We start from the raw sequence: 17,247 nt of genomic DNA on the forward strand, positions 1-17,247 counted from the left end.
CAGGATTTACGACTGCTGCGCAGCCGGACGCAGCCTTCGGCAGCTGCTACATAAAGCGTGTCCATCAGCGAAACGCGTAATCCAGCACAATCCCGACAAAAATCGCCAATCCGGCCCAATGGTTGTGCAAGAACGCCTTGAAACAACGCATCCGGTCACGGTCGCGGGTGTACCAGAACTCCCACGCAAAACAGCCCGCCGCCGCCAGCAAGCCTAGATGGAACCAGCCCCCGAGCTCGAACTTCGACCCGGCCAGCAACAAGCAACCCAGCGCCAACCCTTGCAACGTCAGGATGATCACCCGGTCCGCATCGCCAAACAGAATCGCTGTGGACTTCACCCCGATCTTCAGGTCGTCATCGCGGTCGGTCATTGCGTAATACGTGTCGTAACCCACGGTCCACAGCAGGTTGGCGATCCACAACAGCCACGCCACGGCCGGCAGTTCCCCGGTTTCTGCGGTGAACGCCATCGGCATCCCCCAGGAAAACGCGGCGCCCAGCACCACTTGCGGGTAATAGGTGTAGCGCTTCATGAACGGATAGGTGAACGCCAGCGCCAGCCCGCCCAGCGACAACCAGATCGTCGGCGCGTTGGTGCACAGCACCAACAGGAAACTCACGCCCATCAACAGCGCAAAGAACACCAACGCTTCTTTCGAACTGATCTTGCCGCTGGCCAGTGGCCGTTGCGCGGTGCGTTTCACGTGGCCGTCGACCTTGCGGTCCGCCCAGTCGTTGATCACACAACCACCGGCGCGGGTCAGCACCACGCCGAGGACGAAAATCACCACGTTGGCCAAGGAGGGCGAACCTTTACCGGCAATCCACAACGCCCACAAGGTCGGCCACAGCAGCAGGTAAATGCCGATGGGTTTGTCCATGCGCGTCAGTTGAATGAAATCCCAGGCCCGAGGATTCAAGCGGTTCAGGGACTTGAGCAGGCTCTGGTACATCAACAGTTCTCCGGATGGGCGCGGGTGGCGTTCCATAAGGTCGGCAGGAAGATCTCGGCCACCAACACGCTCAAGGCGCCGCGGTCGAATCGCGAACGCCGGCCCCACAGCTCAGGTGCCCGGCATTCCTGCGGCAGCCATGCTTGAGGATAGTGACAAACCTCGATGGCGCGGCGCTGGAACGCATGATCGCAAAACAGCAATTCCCCCAGGGAGCGGCTGCCCAATTCGTCCATGTGCAAACCATCGCCCTGCAGCGCGCTGCGTGCCGCCACGCTGCGGGCAAACACCCATGCCTCGCCGTGACCGCGCAGATACACCTCGCGAACCCAGCCCTCGCTGCCTTCGGCCAGGTCCAGCGCAGCACATTCGTCGGTGCGCAGCAGTTGCCAGCCTTCGAACAGCGGCGTGACGCTGAAGCGGTCATTCGACAAACGGATCAAACGTCGGGTCAGGGAGCCTTCGTCGAACAGCCAGTCGAGAATAGAGGCGTCGGGACGGGGAGTGAGTTGGCCTTGGGTGAGCCACAGCGGGGATTTTGAGTGCGGCACAGTGAGTCATTATTGGCAGCAAATGAGGCGGCGAGCTTACCATGTCAGCCGGCGATTTTGATTGACCGCGGCCGCCGTCGCGCCGAACAGGCTTGCATCTGACGGGCCCGATCAGTACAAAACGCCCTGAGCCGGACGGCAGCGCTGCAACCATCGACCGTTCGCGCCGGCAATACGCCTGAATCCTGAGGATGAACCAAATGAAAAAATGGCAATGTGTGGTCTGTGGCCTTATCTATAACGAAGCCGACGGCTGGCCGGACGACGGCATTGCGCCGGGCACGCTGTGGCAAGACGTGCCGGAAGACTGGCTGTGCCCGGACTGCGGCGTGGGCAAGATGGATTTCGAAATGATCGAAATCGCTGCTTAAAACAATTAGAGGAGTAAGGAATGAACGCACCTGTCGTGATCGTCGGTACCGGGCTGGCCGGGTACAACCTGGCCCGGGAGTTTCGCAAGCTCGACAGCGAAACCCCGTTGCTCCTGATTACCGCCGATGACGGGCGTTCCTACTCCAAGCCGATGCTTTCCACCGGTTTCGGCAAAAACAAAGACGCCGACGGCCTGAGCATGGCCGAACCCGGTACCATGGCCGAGACGCTGAAGGCCGAAGTGCGTACGCACACGCGCATCAGTGGCATCGACCCGGGCCACAAGCGCTTGTGGATCGGTGAGGAAGCGGTGATCTACCGTGACCTGATTCTGGCCTGGGGTGCCGAAACTGTGCGGGTGCCAATTGACGGCGACGCAGCGGATTGCGTGTTCCCGATCAACGATCTGGAAGATTACGCCCGCTTTCGTGCGGCGGCGGCCGGCAAGCGTCGGGTGTTGCTGCTCGGCGCCGGCCTGATCGGTTGCGAGTTCGCCAATGACCTGAGCCTTGGCGGCTACCAGGTGCAACTGGTCGCACCGTGCGAGCAAGTGATGCCGACCCTGCTGCACCCGGCCGCCGCGGCTGCCGTCCAGGCCGGTCTGGAAAGCCTTGGCGCACGCTTCCACCTCGGGCCGGTGCTCAATCGCTTGCAGCGAGTGGCTGACGGTCTGGAAGCGCATCTGTCCGATGGTCAGGTGATTCCTTGTGACGTCGTGGTCTCGGCCATCGGTCTGCGCCCGCGTATTGATCTGGCGGCTGCGGCCGGCGTGCAAGTCAATCGAGGCGTGGTGGTCGACCGTCACCTGAAAACCTCCCATGACAATATCTACGCACTGGGCGACTGCGCCGAAGTTGATGGGCTGAACTTGCTGTACGTCATGCCGTTGATGAGCTGCGCCCGAGCGCTGGCCCAGACCCTGGCCGGAACCCCTGCGGCGGTGAGTTATGGCCCGATGCCAATCACCGTGAAAACCCCGGTGTGCCCATTGGTGGTCTCGCCGCCACCACGCGGTACCGAGGGCGTCTGGACGGTCGAAGGGCAGGGCGCCGACATCAAGGTCTTATGCCGCGATGCGGGCGGAAAACTGCTCGGTTATGCCCTGACAGGCGCCGCGGTGATGGAAAAACTGGCCCTCAACAAAGAGCTTCCGGCACTGCTGGCGTAAATGCCGGTCGTTCTGTCGGAATCACCCCTGTTTTGCCCCTACAAACCGCGCGCCGAGACTGGCGCGGCTCCTCCGTGCGTGCCATCCTCACTCCCGTCTGCCGCAGAGTAGAGCACCTGCGGCGCTTTGGGCGCTGCTCCGCAGAGAGCAGCACGGACATAACAACAAAAAACCGTCAAAGGGGCTTCACTAATATGCGTAAACCAGAACTCGCCGCAGCAATTGCTGAAAAAGCAGATCTCACCAAAGAGCAGGCCAACCGCGTTCTCAACGCCGTTCTCGAAGAAATCACCGGCGCTCTGCATCGCAAGGACAGCGTCACGCTGGTGGGCTTCGGTACCTTCCTGCAACGCCACCGCGGTGCCCGCACCGGCAAAAACCCGCAAACCGGTGAGCCCGTCAAAATCAAGGCCAGCAACACTGTTGCCTTCAAGCCAGGCAAATCGTTGAAAGACAGCGTTAATCCATAATTGCGGCGAACTCCCTGAATAACGGGGAGAACCGTACTGAAAAATGGGCATGCCGATTAATTCGGATGCCCATTTTTTATGGGCGCAGACAAGAGAGTTGTATGCAGTTTGTGGACTGATAAATACATTATGGAACTATAGTTTTGACATTCGGATTAATGCCTTGCCCATCCATTGAAAGCGTCGGGGATATATAGGGCGCCATCATGGCGATGGCACTTTCTTAACTGTCCATTGTCCTGCTTCGATTTGTTCAATATCGATCTCTGTGTTTCAGACGAATCCTACATTAATTGTCTTCTATTGTTGGCATGCTGCACGACCGCCAATGCAAGGCGTTGCTTCGGATTCCGAAGATGTTTAACGCGAGGCTCTGGCTCAGTGCTTTCGGGGGCTTCTGATGAAGGCAGTAATATTAAAAGGCCGTCAGGGTAACCCCTGTCTCATATAGGGAAATCTCCTACACGTAACAAAGAACACTTCATCTTGTTGTTTAATCAGGTGCTTGCTAGTGGCCATCATTGTGATTACGATGCGCCCACTTGAAAGAGCACGAACTCAATTGGATGAGACTTCTCGCAGCTCTTTGATACTGTCCATGCCCCCTGAAATCTTCATTGGGCGTACGACCGTAATCCTAATTAAAGGCCATGGATGTCCTACTCAAGCAAACTTTCCGCGCATTATCTCGAACTCGCAAAAGTCTCTGTTTCCAAAGAGAATTTCGCGGGCGAGGACGTTCGCTTTTCGGGCGAATTTGAAGCACTGGAAAGTGAGCTGGCGAAAGCCTCGTCCATGCACGAAAGCGGTCAGATCGACTGGCTGAAAATCCGTGAAAACAGTGAAAACCTGCTGCGAACCCAGTCCAAGGACTTGCGGGTTGGCGCCTGGCTGACCTGGGCGTTGTACCAGCGCGAATCCTTCCAGGGCTTGTTGGCCGGCCTCGGCTTGCTGCACTACCTGTGCGAAAGCCAGTGGGCCGAAGTCCACCCGAACAAGGCCCGCACCCGCTCCGCTGCCATCAGTTGGCTGGTGCCGCGTCTGGAGCAGGTGCTCACCGAAAACGTCGCGATCAAAGAGCAGTTGCCGATGTTCCGGCGGCTGGTCGAACACCTTGAAGGCCTCGACGCCGCTTGCACCGAGCACCTGGGCGACGATGCGCCGCTGTTGCTGCCGATCTCCCGTCGCCTGAAAAGCATGGTGCAGCGCGCTGCCGACAATCAGCCGGAACCCGGTGTGGTCGGCGCCGCAGTCGCTCAGGTCAAACAAGCCGCCACGCAGTTGTTCACCCCCGGCGCACCGATCGACAACGAAAAAGAAGCCCACAAGGCCTTGCGCGCTCAGCAAGAGAGCGCGCGGCCGTTGTGTGCCTGGTGGCTCAAGCAGAAAGCCACCGACTTGCGCGCCTTGCGCCTCAATCGCACGTTGCTTTGGTTGCCGATCGATTCCGTCCCCGAGCGCAATGCCGAGCAAATCACCGTGCTGCGCGGCTTGCCGGCGGACAAGCTCAAGGTCTATCAGGACCGCTACGATCAGGGCAAATACGCTGACCTGTTGGTGGAACTGGAGGCGAGCCTGGCGAAGGCGCCGTTCTGGTTCGATGGCCAGCGGATGGTCTGGGAATGCCTTCAGGCCCTGAACGCCGAGATGGCCATGCGCGAAGTGGAAATCCACTTCGCGCTTTTGATTCAGCGCCTGCCTGGCATCGTCGAGTTGCGTTACCACGATGGCGCCCCGTTTGCCGATCCGTCCACCCGGGCGTGGATCGCCGCCAATGTCATGCCGCACCTGCAAAGCGCCAGTGCGCCGCGCAAAGTCGAAACCGACGTCGAAACCCAGCCGGCCTGGGAACTGGCCCTGGAAGAAGTCCTGCCGATTCTGCGCAAGGACGGCCTCAAGGCCGCCGTGCAGATCCTCAAGCAAGGCCTGCAAAGCGCTCAGGGCGGGCGCGTTCGATTCTTCTGGCAGTTCGCCCTCGCGCGGTTGTGCTTCATGGCCAAGAAATACGAACTGGCCAAGACCCAACTCGAAACACTGGACCAAACATTACAGGACTCAGGCCTGAACGCCTGGGAGCCCGATCTTGCGCTGGAAGTGCTGCATTTACTGCATAGCTGCTGCGAGTTGTTGCCGCAGAACCATGCCGTACGTGAACGCAAGGAAGAGATTTATCGCAGGCTGTGCCACCTCGATCTCGAAGTGGTACTCGAATAGGCCCCAGGGCCACAACCGCAAGGAGAAAAGCCATGGCCAAAGAAGGCTCGGTAGCCCCCAAGGAACGCATCAACGTCACTTTCAAACCTGCCACCGGTGGTGCACAGGAAGAGATCGAACTGCCGTTGAAACTAATGGCAATCGGTGACTACACCCACCGCAAGGACGAACGCAAAGTCGAAGATCGCAAGCCGATCAGCATCGACAAGATGACCTTCGACGAAGTACTGGCCAAGCAAGAGCTGAGCCTGGCACTGAGCGTACCGAACCGTCTTCAGGAAGAAAGCGACACTGAAGAACTGGCCGTGAAACTGCGCGTCAACTCGATGAAGGACTTCAACCCGGCCAGCCTGGTCGAGCAAGTGCCCGAGCTGAAAAAACTGATGGAACTGCGCGACGCGCTGGTGGCCCTCAAAGGCCCGCTGGGTAACGCACCTGCGTTCCGCAAAGCCATCGAAGGCGTGCTCGCCGACGACGAATCCCGCGGTCGCGTACTCGGTGAGCTGGGCCTGAACGCCGCCGCCCAGGACGCCTGAGTCTCCATCAGCCAAGGAAGCCAAGATAATGAGCACTAGCGCAGCACAGCAAAAGAGCAACGAGAACGGCGAATACAGCATTCTCGACAGCATCATCGCCGAAACCCGCCTGACTCCGGACGACGAAGCCTACGACATCGCCAAACGCGGTGTGTCGGCCTTCATCGAAGAGCTGCTCAAGCCGCAGAACAACGGCGAGCCGGTCAAGAAAGCCATGGTTGACCGCATGATCGCCGAGATCGATGCCAAGCTCAGCCGCCAGATGGACGAGATCCTGCACCACCCGGACTTCCAGTCCCTGGAATCGTCGTGGCGTGGCCTGCAGTTGCTGGTCGACCGCACCAACTTCCGCGAAAACATCAAGATCGAAATCCTCAACGTCTCCAAGGACGACCTGCTGGACGACTTCGAAGATTCTCCGGAAGTGATGCAGTCGGGCCTGTACAAGCACATCTACACCGCTGAATACGGCCAGTTCGGTGGTCAGCCTGTAGGCGCGATCATCGCCAACTACTTCATGTCCCCAAGCTCGCCGGACGTGAAACTGATGCAGTACGTGTCCAGCGTTGCCTGCATGTCCCACGCGCCGTTCATTGCCGCGGCCGGCCCGAAATTCTTCGGCCTGGAAAGCTTCACCGGCCTGCCGGACCTGAAAGATCTGAAAGATCACTTCGAAGGCCCGCAATTCGCCAAATGGCAGAGCTTCCGTCAGTCGGAAGACTCCCGTTACGTCGGCCTGACCGTGCCGCGTTTCCTGCTGCGTAACCCGTACGACCCGGAAGACAACCCGGTCAAATCGTTCGTCTACAAAGAAACCGTCGCCAACAGCCACGAACACTACCTGTGGGGCAACACCGCCTACGCGTTCGGCACCAAGTTGACCGACAGCTTCGCCAAATTCCGCTGGTGCCCGAACATCATCGGCCCGCAAAGCGGTGGCGCGGTGGAAGACCTGCCGTTGCACCACTTCGAAAGCATGGGCGAAATCGAAACCAAGATTCCTACCGAGGTTCTGGTTTCCGACCGTCGTGAATACGAACTGGCCGAGGAAGGCTTCATCTCCCTGACCATGCGCAAAGGCTCCGACAACGCGGCGTTCTTCTCCGCAAGCTCGGTGCAGAAGCCGAAGTTCTTCGGCATCAGCGCAGAAGGCAAGGCGGCAGAGCTGAACTACAAGCTCGGCACCCAACTGCCGTACATGATGATCGTCAACCGCCTGGCTCACTACTTGAAAGTGCTGCAGCGCGAGCAACTCGGTTCGTGGAAAGAACGTACCGACCTCGAACTGGAACTCAACAAGTGGATTCGCCAATACGTGGCCGACCAGGAAAACCCGAGCGCCGAGGTCCGTGGCCGTCGTCCGCTGCGCGCTGCCCAGATCATCGTCAGCGATGTCGAAGGCGAGCCTGGCTGGTACCGCGTCAGCCTGAACGTGCGCCCGCACTTCAAGTACATGGGTGCCGATTTCACCCTGTCGCTGGTTGGCAAGCTGGACAAAGAGTAAGCGGAGCTAACTCATGACTGGATACGGCAGCCTTTTCGAACGCCTGGGTGGCGACGCGGACAAACGCGTCGGCTGGAGCCGCGAGGTTTCCGCCATGGCGTCCGTGGCTGCCCATCTGGCCAAGATGCTCAGCACCCGTGCGGGCAGCGTGCAAACGCTGTCCGATTACGGGCTACCCGATCTCAATGACATGCGTCTGAGCCTGCACGACTCCCTGAGTCAGGCCCGTCTGGCCATCGAAAATTTCATCGAAGCCTACGAGCCACGCCTGAGCAATGTGCGTGTCATTTCCCTGCCGCGTGACCACGATCAGCTTCGCCTGTCCTTCAGCATCGAAGGGCTGCTGGAAGTTGATGGTTTCAAGCGTCAGGTCAGTTTCGCCGCGCGCCTGGATGGCAGCGGTCAAGTGAAGGTCAACTAAGGAGATTCGTATGTCCGGCAAACCCGCAGCACGTGTATCCGACCCCACCGCTTGCCCGCTCCCCGGCCACGGCACCAACCCGATCGCCGCCGGTTCCGGCGACGTGTTCTTCGACGGCCTCGCGGCCGCCCGCCAAGGCGATGCCTCGGCGTGTGGTGGTGCGATGTCGGGCGGGTTGGCGACGACGGTTTTGATTAACGGCAAACCGGCTGCGACGGTGGATTCCGTCGGGACTCATGGCAACAAGGTTACGGCCGGGTCCGGGACAGTGATTATCGGGAATTCGCATTCGGCGGTGCCGTTTGTTCCTCCGTTGCCGGTGGAAATTCAGTGGCCGTTTACCGAACACTTCGTTGTGACTGATCCCGAGACAGGCGCGCCGATAGCGGATCGCGGATACACAATCCGCACGGACTCAGGAAAAGAAATAACAGGCGTCACGGATAGTGAAGGAAAAACTTCGGTAATTGGCTCCTCAATTGCTGAAGGGGTTACGTTGCTTTTAGAACCTCAAAACTCTATTGCCATTTGCTGAGGTTTATTCCATGCCCGCGCCGATCAAAGCTCCTCTGACTCCAGCTCAGAATAAAGAAGGTCAAAGCGTTCAAGCTAAGGTTTTTCAGCTTTCTTCAATTCCTAAAGTTATGGATAAATTGGGTTGGACGGTGGCCGCTCGTGTCATGCGGAAGTGGTTCGCTGGTGAGCCCTATGAGTTGCCAAAATCTGTTAAGCAAGGTGACATAGCAGCGAGTACCTTGAGTGCGGATAAGCTTATAACTGATATATCGTTTGAGTGGTTGTTTACTGGGTCGAAGCGTGTAAAGCCAAAAGTTGATGAGTATATTGCTGAGCTATCATCAACATCAGAATTTAACGGAAGTGCCGGTAGAGTAAAAGGTTCGCTCGACGAGCTTTCTAAAGGGCTGATCGTATTGATGACGCGACTCCAGCGACTTGGCTTGCTGGATGCAAAGTCAAAGAAGCTAAAAAGCGCATACCTGGATTACAGTGATAAAACAGCTATTGAGTTGGAGGATATATCCCAATTTAATTTGATTAGGTTCGGGGCTAAAGATTGGGAAAAGGCTACGGATGCGTTGGATGATGTATACGGCGCTTTAGGGACTTTCGTCGTAAAAGTCGCGGCAACTAAATTTCGCACTATTCAAAACGATCATGGCTTTCCGGCAATAGAAATAGAGCAGGTTGGCCTTTACGTTCGGGATACTTACGACTTTCTCAATGCCGGGGACGATCAATTATTGGGCTATTGGGCGCCTGAAGGGGTAACCCGGCCCGGTCCGATTGACTATTTTGCCGAGCCTGCGTTGATTGAAAAAGCCGGAGTCGAATATCACAAAGTGACGAATGGGCACTTTAATAAATATCGGCAAGTGAACGGGAAGGGTGGAGATATGATGATTTATACGACGGTCAAGTTGTATGACGTGTCTTTTATAATTCATCTTGGTCCTATCGATTTTGAAGAGTACCTATCTCGCTCTGGGTCTAAGTGATTATGAAAAAAATGTCGTATTTGTTGGTGCTGATATTGCTTGTAGTAGGCGCGCCTGTTTCCGTTTGGCTATACATTAAGCATGGGGCTGCCGTTACGGCGGAAGTTTATTCCACGACTTGGAATGAAGCTAAAACTTGTTATATTAATTCGTATATACCGAAGTATTCTAATTTTGGCGTCGCTGGGAAATTTGTAAAGCTTTTCACTAGTGAAGCGTTTTTTCGAGTGTATAGCGTTGAAGGTGAGTTGCTGAAGTCGTCTGAGTGGCTGCTTTGGCAGAATGAATTCACGACAGATGAGCGCTCGCAATGGGTTAATGGTCATGCGATTTATCCAACTTCAACCGGGTACGAAGGGTGGAGTATTACAGCGTGCGCGCCGTTAGATGACGGAAAAGAATAAGCAAACTGTCGGATTGGAGGGGAAGTGTATTGAGCATATTTATCAGCAACACCCCACACAAGGTTCTGGAGATCTGATGTCCAGGCTCACTAGGGAGGGGGAGTTGTGCCAGTGCACGGATAAAAAGCGCCTGTCCATTACTTTGCTTATCGCTTTCCTGAGCTCCATTGGGCTGCTGGCGATTTTGGTTTTGTTTGCTGTGCTGTTGCGTATGGAACGGTCCGTCGCCCCGACTTTGATTGCTCATCCCAATGCGCTTTGGGTGGGTGGCGAAGATGGTGGGGTATTTATCGAAGTCTCCAAGGCCGAAGCACCAAATTACTACGTACAGGTTCGTCACGAGAATGGCGATATGTGGTCGCAAGGCTGGGTTCGATACAGCACGAAAGACGGTTTTCCTCTGAGCGCTGCCGGTATTACAGGGTTTGACGGCGAACAACTTTATCTACACACCAGCACGGCGATGACGCCTGAAAAAGCGAGAGACCGGTAATCATGGACGAGCAAAAAGAACAGCAAAAAGAGGTCGGGCCTCATCTCCATTTCTGCGCCCTGCAATCCGTCAAACGTGAACGTGATGGTTATCAGCGCAGCTGGACCCTCGAGGATGGAGCCTTTTGCCCATGATCGACGTATCGGACGAGATGCGCATGTATCTGATGTTCATCGCCGACAGCAATCTGTTCGGCGGCATCGCGATCTTGAGTTTTCTGCTGATTGTCACGGCGATCAGCAAGCGACTGCGTCAGTCATGGCTGCATCGCTCGCTGACGTTCATGGTCCTGATTTCATTGGTGGCCATCGAAATCGTGGGCAGCTGTTACTCCTCGGTGCGTCCCGCATGAACATGCTGGCCCGCATCGTCTGCTGCCTGTTGATCCACGGTGTTTTCTGTGTGGGTTACACGTTTCTGAATAACTTCGCGGCCGACTGGTACATCTCGACCTACGGCGGCTTGACCTCCCGTGGCGTGAACATTCGTCTTACCAGCAAATTCCTCTACGAGTTTTTCCTTGTCTTCAACGCGGTGCTGGCGCTGATTCCTGTGCTACGTGTGAAGTTGATCCTGTGGGCGATCTGGGTAGGACTAATTCTCCTGTGGATGCTGCCGCATCATCCGCTACGGGCGCTGCTCTATGGCATCGGCCAAGGAATATTCACCTTGACGGCGATCCTTCTCAGCACCGGGCTGGATGGCTGGTACAAGCGCAAAGTAGTTGGCGCAAAAGCCTCGAAGCTCGCGTCGGGGGCCGACCATGCTTAGCCGAGCGCAACTGAGTTTCTTCATGGTTGCCTTGTGGTGGCCATTGCTGGCGGTGCTGGCGATTTTTTCCTATGGCCTGTGGATTGGCGAGTACTCCACGTTCGACTCATCCGAGACCCATTGGGTGTACCTGTTGTGGTGGGGCATCCCCGGTCTGTTGATGTTTTCGCTGTGGACTTCTCGATCCGCCAAGAACCGTAGCGAGCAACAAGCGCTGCGGATGGTCTGGTTGGCGCCGTTGAAGTTCATTCCGTTCTACGCCGTGCCATGGATGCTTTATGGCTTGTTCAGTCTGGTCGCCGGGCAGCTCAGTGACTCTTACATGGCCTACGGCTGGATCCTGATCGTGCCGTACCTCCTGATCGCCGGCTACGTCTGTGCGGGTCTGACGGTAGCGCTCTACAGGACGTTTTATTCATGAGATTCAATACCAGGCAGGTACCCCGTGTCCTTTAACCACTACTACCAAAGCGAACTCACCGCACTGCGCCAGTTAGGCCGCCGTTTCGCCGAGCGTAGTCCCGCGTTGGCACCTTTCCTCGGCCAGGCTGGGCGGGATCCGGACGTGGAGCGGTTGCTGGAAGGTTTTGCGTTCCTGACCGGTCGCCTGCGTCAGAAGCTCGACGACGAATTGCCAGAGCTCAGCCATTCGCTGATGCAGCTGCTGTGGCCCAACTACATGCGCCCGCTGCCGGCGTTCAGCATTTTGCAGTTCGACCCGCTCAAGCGCTCCGGGCCTGCGTTGAAAGTCGAGCGCGATACGCCGATTGAAAGCGTGCCCATCGAAGACGTGCGCTGCCGTTTCCGCACGTGCTACCCGACCGAAGTCCAGGCGCTGGATCTGGCCGCGCTGACCTATTCGGTGAAAGGCGACGGTTCGCTGTTGAGCCTGCGTTTGGAGATGAGCGCTGACGGTCACCTCGGTGAATTAGAGCTAAGTCGCCTGCGTTTGCACTTCGCTGGCGAGCGTTACATCAGCCAGATGCTGTACCTCAGCCTGTTGCGCAACCTCGAAGGCATCGAACTGATCCCGCTGGATGGCGCAGGCAAACCCATCAACGGTGTCAGCGGTAAACCGATGGCGTTCAAGCTGCCCGGCGACCGTGTGCAGCCGGTGGGCTTTGCCGAAGAAGAGGCATTGATTCCGTATCCGCTGAACACCTTCCGTGGCTATCGCTACCTGCAAGAGTATTTCGCTTTTCAGGACAAGTTCCTGTTCGTCGACGTCAACGGTCTGGACCTGCTCAAGGCGCTGCCGGAAGACACGCTGAAGCAGATGCGCGGCCTGGAGTTGCGCTTCGATATTCGCAAGAGCGGCATCATGCGCATGCGTCCGACCCTGGACAACGTGAAGCTGTATTGCACGCCCATCGTCAATCTGTTCAAGCACGATGCGTTGCCGATCCGCCTCGACGGTAAGCAGGACGAATACCTGTTGCTACCCGCCGAATACGACCTGGAAAACTGCGGTGTGTTTTCCGTGGAAACCGTCACTGGCTGGAAGCCCGGCGGCCTCGGTTATCAGGAATACGTGCCGTTCGAATCCTTCGAGCACGACCCGAGTTTCGACGTGCCCACCAGCCGTCCGCATTACAGCATTCGTCAGCGTTCGTCCTTGCTGCACGACGGTCTCGACACTTACCTGAGCTTCGGCATCCGCCACACCGAAGCCCATGAAACCCTGTCGATCGAGCTGACGTGCACCAACCAGAACCTGCCGCGCAAGCTCAAGCTCGGCGACATTTGCGTGGCCTGCGAAGAGACGCCGGAGTTCCTGAGTTTCCGCAACATCACCCCGGCCACTTCCAGTTTCGCGCCGCCGCTGAACCGTGACTTCCTGTGGAAGCTGATCAGCAACATGTCGCTTAACTATCTGTCGCTGGCCGACGTCAATGCGTTGAAGGTGATTCTCGAAACCTACGACCTGCCGCGCTACTACGACCAACACGCGGAGAAGGTCAGCAAACGCCTGCTCGGCGGGCTCAAGTCGATCAAGCATCACCACGTCGACCGTTTGCATCGCGGCTTGCCGGTGCGCGGGTTGCGCACCGAGCTGACCATCGACCCGGAAGGCTATATCGGCGAAGGCGACCTGTTCGTGTTCGCTTCTGTTCTTAACGAGTTTTTCGCGCTTTACGCCAGTCTCAATTCGTTCCACGAGCTGCGGGTAAAAAGCACACAGGGAGAGGTGTACCAATGGACACCACGTATGGGCCTGCAGCCCCTGCTTTAAGCGGGCTGACCCGGGTAATACGCGAGTACTCGCTGTTTCAGGCCGTGCTGCTGGTGATCGACCGGCTGCGCGCGGCGCACCCGTACCTGAGCGAAGACGATCTGTACGACCAGCTGGAATTCCAGGCCAATCCGAGCCTGGGTTTCCCTGGCAGTGACGTCGATCGCGTGGAGTTTTTCGAAGAGCACGGGCAGATGCGCGCGCGCCTGCGGTTCAACCTGATCGGCCTGGTCGGTTCCGGTTCGCCGCTGCCGGCGTTCTATGGCGAACAGGCCTTGGGCGACAGCGAAGACGGCAACCCGACGCGCAACTTCCTCGACCTGTTTCACCATCGCCTGCAACGGCTGATGCTGCCGATCTGGCGCAAGTATCGTTACCGCGCGAGCTTCCAGAGCGGCGCGCTCGACCCGTTTTCCTCGCAGCTGTTTGCCTTGATCGGCCTGGGTGGCGAAGAGATCCGCAAGGCCCAGGAACTGAACTGGAAACGCCTGCTGCCGTACCTCGGCTTGCTCAGCTTGCGGGCACACTCGGCGGCGCTGATCGAAGCGGTGTTGCGTTACTACTTCAAGCACGAAGACCTGGTCATCGAGCAGTGCATCGAGCGTCGCGTGGAAATTCTCGACGAGCAGCGCAATCGTTTGGGCCGAGCCAACAGCCTGCTGGGCGAAGACCTGGTGCTGGGCGAGCACGTGCGCGACCGCAGCGGCAAATTCCGTATCCACATCACCCAACTCGACTGGCAGCGATTCCATGAATTCCTGCCGATCGGTTTCGGCTACCAGCCGTTGTGCGCGCTGGTGCGGTTCACCCTGCGTGACCCGCTCGACTACGACATTCGCCTGGTGTTGCGCCAGGAAGAAATCCCCGAACTGCGCATCGGTGAGCAGAACGCCTGTCGCCTGGGATGGACCAGTTGGCTGGGCCGCGAAAAAGCGGACGGCGTGGTGACCCTGGGCAGCAAAATTCATTAAGGACAGATGACCAATGATCAACGTAGACCTGCAACAACTTATCCAGGCGCTGGACGCCGAAACCCGTCGTGATCTGGAAAGTTCGGCCGAGCGTTGCGTCGCTCGTGGCGGCAGCAAAATCCTCGTCGAAGACTTGCTGCTGGGCCTGCTGGAGCGCCCGCAAGGCTTGCTCGCACGCGCGCTGCAAGATGCCGAAGTGGACGCCGGTGAGCTGAACGCCGCGTTGCAGTCGCGGGTCGAGCACAGCGCCTCGCGCAATCCGGTGTTCGCCCCGGAACTGGTGCAGTGGCTGCAAGATGCGTTGCTGGTGGCCAACCTCGAACTGGGCCAGACCCAGGTCGAACAAGCTGCCCTGATTCTCGCGCTGCTGCGCAACCCGATGCGCTACGCCGGCAGCCGCTACCAGCCGTTGCTGGCCAAGCTGAACATTGAGCGTCTGAAAGAATTCGCCCTGTCGCAGAAAGAACAACCGGCCACCGGAAAACCCGCCGTGCCGGGTGAGTCGTTGCTGGAGCGCTTCACCCACAACCTGACTCAACAGGCCCGCGACGGCAAACTCGACCCGGTGCTGTGCCGCGATGGCGCGATCCGCCAGATGGTCGACATCCTCGCCCGCCGGCGCAAGAACAACCCGATTGTGGTCGGTGAGGCTGGTGTGGGTAAAACCGCCATCGTCGAAGGCCTGGCCTCGCGCATCGCCGCCGGTGAAGTACCGCAAGTGCTCAAAGGCGTTGAGTTGCTGTCGCTGGACATGGGCCTGTTGCAGGCGGGCGCCAGCGTCAAAGGTGAATTCGAGCGTCGCCTCAAAGGCGTGATCGACGAAGTCAAAGCCTCGCCGAAACCGATCATCCTGTTCATCGACGAAGCCCACACGCTGATCGGCGCGGGCGGTAATGCCGGCGGTTCCGACGCGGCCAACCTGCTGAAACCGGCGCTGGCTCGTGGCGAACTGCGCACCATCGCCGCCACCACGTGGGCCGAGTACAAAAAATACTTCGAGAAAGACCCGGCGCTGGCCCGTCGTTTCCAACCGGTGCAACTGCACGAACCGACCGTCAGCGAAGCGGTGACCATCCTGCGTGGCCTGGCTCAGGTGTACGAGAAGAGCCACGGCATCTACCTGCGCGATGACGCGGTGGTCTCCGCTGCCGAACTGTCCGCCCGTTACCTGGCGGGTCGTCAACTGCCGGACAAAGCCGTCGACGTACTCGACACCGCCTGCGCCCGCGTTCGCATCAGCCTCGCCGCCGCCCCGGAAAGCCTTGAACGCCTGCGTGGCGAACTGGCCGAAGGCGGCCGTCAGCGTCAGGCCCTGCGCCGTGATGCCGAAGCCGGTTTGCTGATCGATCACGAAGCGCTGGACGCGTTGGAAGATCGCCTCGACGAAGCCGAGAGCGAAATGATCGCGCTGGAAACCCTGTGGACTGAACAGAAAGAATTGGCCGAGCGCCTGCTGGATCTGCGTCAGCAACTGGCCAAGGCCCGTGAAGCCGCCGCCGTCGAGCCGACCGTGACGGTTGAAGAAGACGCCGAAGGCACCGTGATCGAAACCCTGCCGGTGGACGAGGCGCAAAGCGTCGCGTCTCTGGAATCCGCACTCAACGACACGCACAAAGCCCTGACCGAACTGCAAGTCAAAGAACGACTGGTGAGCTTCGAAGTCTGCCCGCGTCTGGTCGCCGAAGTGATCAGTGCCTGGACCGGTGTGCCCTTGGCGCAACTGGCCCGTGAGCACAACGCCAAGGTCGCCAGTTTCGCCACCGACCTGCGCACGCGCATCCGGGGTCAGGAGCAAGCCGTTCACGCACTGGACCGCTCGATGCGCGCCACGGCAGCGGGCCTGAACAAACCGGACGCGCCGGTCGGCGTGTTCCTGCTGGTCGGCCCGAGCGGTGTCGGCAAGACCGAAACCGCATTGGCCCTCGCCGATTTGCTGTACGGCGGTGATCGTTTCATCACCACCATCAACATGTCCGAGTTCCAGGAGAAGCACACCGTCTCGCGCCTGATCGGTGCGCCACCGGGCTACGTCGGTTACGGCGAGGGCGGCATGCTCACCGAAGCCGTGCGTCAGAAGCCGTACTCCGTCGTCTTGCTCGATGAAGTCGAAAAGGCTGACCCGGACGTGCTCAATCTGTTCTATCAAATCTTCGACAAAGGCGTGGCCAACGACGGCGAAGGGCGCGAGATCGATTTCCGCAACACGCTGATCCTGATGACCTCGAACCTGGGCAGCGACCGCATCAGCGAGCTCTGCGAAAACGGCGCGCGGCCGACCGCCGAAGTGCTTGAAGAAACCATTCGCCCGGTCCTCAGCAAACACTTCAAGCCGGCGCTGCTGGCGCGCATGCGTGTGGTGCCTTACTACCCGGTGGGCGGCCCGGTGCTGCGCGAGTTGATCGAAATCAAACTCGGCCGTCTGGGCGAACGCCTGAACCGTCGTCAGCTGGATTTCACGTACTGCCAGAACCTCGTCGATCACCTGGCCGAGCGCTGCACGCAAAGCGACAGTGGCGCACGCCTGATCGACCATTTGCTCGACCTGCACGTGCTGCCGCTGGTGGCCGACCGCTTGCTCGATGCGATGGCCACCGGTGAAAGCCTCAAGCGTGTGCATGCCACGCTCGACGGTGACGCCAGCGTGATCTGCGAGTTCGCCTGAGGTGG

19 protein-coding genes are annotated in these 17,247 nt (G+C 58.5%); 17 read left to right on the top strand and 2 right to left on the bottom strand.

Annotated features, from left to right (window positions below):
• Positions 1 to 64 precede the first annotated feature (64 nt).
• Positions 65 to 955: a 4-hydroxybenzoate octaprenyltransferase gene (gene ubiA, locus AC1D2P_RS20590; protein ID WP_046030740.1), complete on the bottom strand. Its 891-nt coding sequence runs from the start codon at positions 953 to 955 to the stop codon at positions 65 to 67.
• Complete coding sequence (locus tag AC1D2P_RS20595) at positions 955 to 1,506, bottom strand: chorismate--pyruvate lyase family protein (RefSeq protein WP_109786767.1); 552 nt, start codon at positions 1,504 to 1,506, stop codon at positions 955 to 957. Before AC1D2P_RS20595 ends, ubiA begins: the two co-directional genes overlap by 1 nt.
• A gap of 200 nt (positions 1,507 to 1,706) precedes the next feature.
• Between AC1D2P_RS20595 and AC1D2P_RS20600 the strand changes: the two genes are divergently transcribed.
• From AC1D2P_RS20600 to tssH, 17 genes are all read left to right on the top strand, one after another.
• Positions 1,707 to 1,877 (top strand): rubredoxin, encoded by a 171-nt coding sequence (locus AC1D2P_RS20600; RefSeq protein ID WP_007942683.1) that lies wholly within the window; start codon positions 1,707 to 1,709, stop codon positions 1,875 to 1,877.
• Positions 1,878 to 1,897: 20 nt separating this feature from the next.
• The gene (locus AC1D2P_RS20605; RefSeq protein ID WP_109786766.1) at positions 1,898 to 3,046 is read left to right on the top strand and encodes an NAD(P)/FAD-dependent oxidoreductase; all 1,149 of its coding nucleotides are present in this window, start codon (positions 1,898 to 1,900) and stop codon (positions 3,044 to 3,046) included.
• Between the two features lie 194 nt (positions 3,047 to 3,240).
• Entirely contained in the window at positions 3,241 to 3,516 is a 276-nt protein-coding gene (locus AC1D2P_RS20610; protein WP_003213368.1) for an HU family DNA-binding protein, read from the top strand.
• A gap of 654 nt (positions 3,517 to 4,170) precedes the next feature.
• Positions 4,171 to 5,730: a type VI secretion system protein TssA gene (gene tssA, locus AC1D2P_RS20615; RefSeq protein WP_477757422.1), complete on the top strand. Its 1,560-nt coding sequence runs from the start codon at positions 4,171 to 4,173 to the stop codon at positions 5,728 to 5,730.
• A gap of 32 nt (positions 5,731 to 5,762) precedes the next feature.
• Entirely contained in the window at positions 5,763 to 6,266 is a 504-nt protein-coding gene (gene tssB, locus AC1D2P_RS20620) for a type VI secretion system contractile sheath small subunit (RefSeq protein WP_477757421.1), read from the top strand.
• A 28-nt stretch (positions 6,267 to 6,294) separates the two neighbouring features.
• Positions 6,295 to 7,770 (top strand): type VI secretion system contractile sheath large subunit, encoded by a 1,476-nt coding sequence (gene tssC, locus AC1D2P_RS20625; RefSeq protein ID WP_027926312.1) that lies wholly within the window; start codon positions 6,295 to 6,297, stop codon positions 7,768 to 7,770.
• A 13-nt stretch (positions 7,771 to 7,783) separates the two neighbouring features.
• Positions 7,784 to 8,191, top strand: coding sequence for a type VI secretion system baseplate subunit TssE (gene tssE, locus AC1D2P_RS20630; protein WP_008150080.1), 408 nt, complete (start codon positions 7,784 to 7,786; stop codon positions 8,189 to 8,191).
• Positions 8,192 to 8,201: 10 nt separating this feature from the next.
• Entirely contained in the window at positions 8,202 to 8,726 is a 525-nt protein-coding gene (locus AC1D2P_RS20635) for a PAAR domain-containing protein (RefSeq protein WP_046030733.1), read from the top strand.
• Between the two features lie 10 nt (positions 8,727 to 8,736).
• Positions 8,737 to 9,708 (top strand): DUF6402 family protein, encoded by a 972-nt coding sequence (locus tag AC1D2P_RS20640; RefSeq protein WP_109785764.1) that lies wholly within the window; start codon positions 8,737 to 8,739, stop codon positions 9,706 to 9,708.
• Between the two features lie 11 nt (positions 9,709 to 9,719).
• A complete protein-coding gene (locus AC1D2P_RS20645) occupies positions 9,720 to 10,112 on the top strand; it encodes a hypothetical protein (RefSeq protein WP_477811566.1) in 393 nt (130 codons plus the stop codon).
• A gap of 76 nt (positions 10,113 to 10,188) precedes the next feature.
• Complete coding sequence (locus AC1D2P_RS20650) at positions 10,189 to 10,605, top strand: hypothetical protein (RefSeq protein WP_223523068.1); 417 nt, start codon at positions 10,189 to 10,191, stop codon at positions 10,603 to 10,605.
• A gap of 130 nt (positions 10,606 to 10,735) precedes the next feature.
• Complete coding sequence (locus tag AC1D2P_RS20655; protein WP_046030729.1) at positions 10,736 to 10,957, top strand: hypothetical protein; 222 nt, start codon at positions 10,736 to 10,738, stop codon at positions 10,955 to 10,957.
• Entirely contained in the window at positions 10,954 to 11,376 is a 423-nt protein-coding gene (locus AC1D2P_RS20660) for a hypothetical protein (RefSeq protein WP_146206167.1), read from the top strand. The genes AC1D2P_RS20655 and AC1D2P_RS20660 overlap by 4 nt, the downstream gene beginning before the upstream one ends.
• A complete protein-coding gene (locus AC1D2P_RS20665) occupies positions 11,369 to 11,797 on the top strand; it encodes a hypothetical protein (protein ID WP_109785761.1) in 429 nt (142 codons plus the stop codon). Before AC1D2P_RS20660 ends, AC1D2P_RS20665 begins: the two co-directional genes overlap by 8 nt.
• Positions 11,798 to 11,821: 24 nt before the next feature.
• A complete protein-coding gene (tssF, locus tag AC1D2P_RS20670; RefSeq protein ID WP_109785760.1) occupies positions 11,822 to 13,609 on the top strand; it encodes a type VI secretion system baseplate subunit TssF in 1,788 nt (595 codons plus the stop codon).
• Positions 13,573 to 14,580, top strand: a complete 1,008-nt coding sequence (gene tssG, locus AC1D2P_RS20675) for a type VI secretion system baseplate subunit TssG (RefSeq protein ID WP_046030724.1) — start codon at positions 13,573 to 13,575, stop codon at positions 14,578 to 14,580. Before tssF ends, tssG begins: the two co-directional genes overlap by 37 nt.
• A 13-nt stretch (positions 14,581 to 14,593) precedes the next feature.
• Positions 14,594 to 17,242: a type VI secretion system ATPase TssH gene (gene tssH, locus AC1D2P_RS20680; protein ID WP_109785759.1), complete on the top strand. Its 2,649-nt coding sequence runs from the start codon at positions 14,594 to 14,596 to the stop codon at positions 17,240 to 17,242.
• The last annotated feature ends 5 nt before the right edge of the window (positions 17,243 to 17,247 follow it).

The sequence above is a fragment of the Pseudomonas sp. P1_F1_2 genome, from assembly GCF_056405815.1.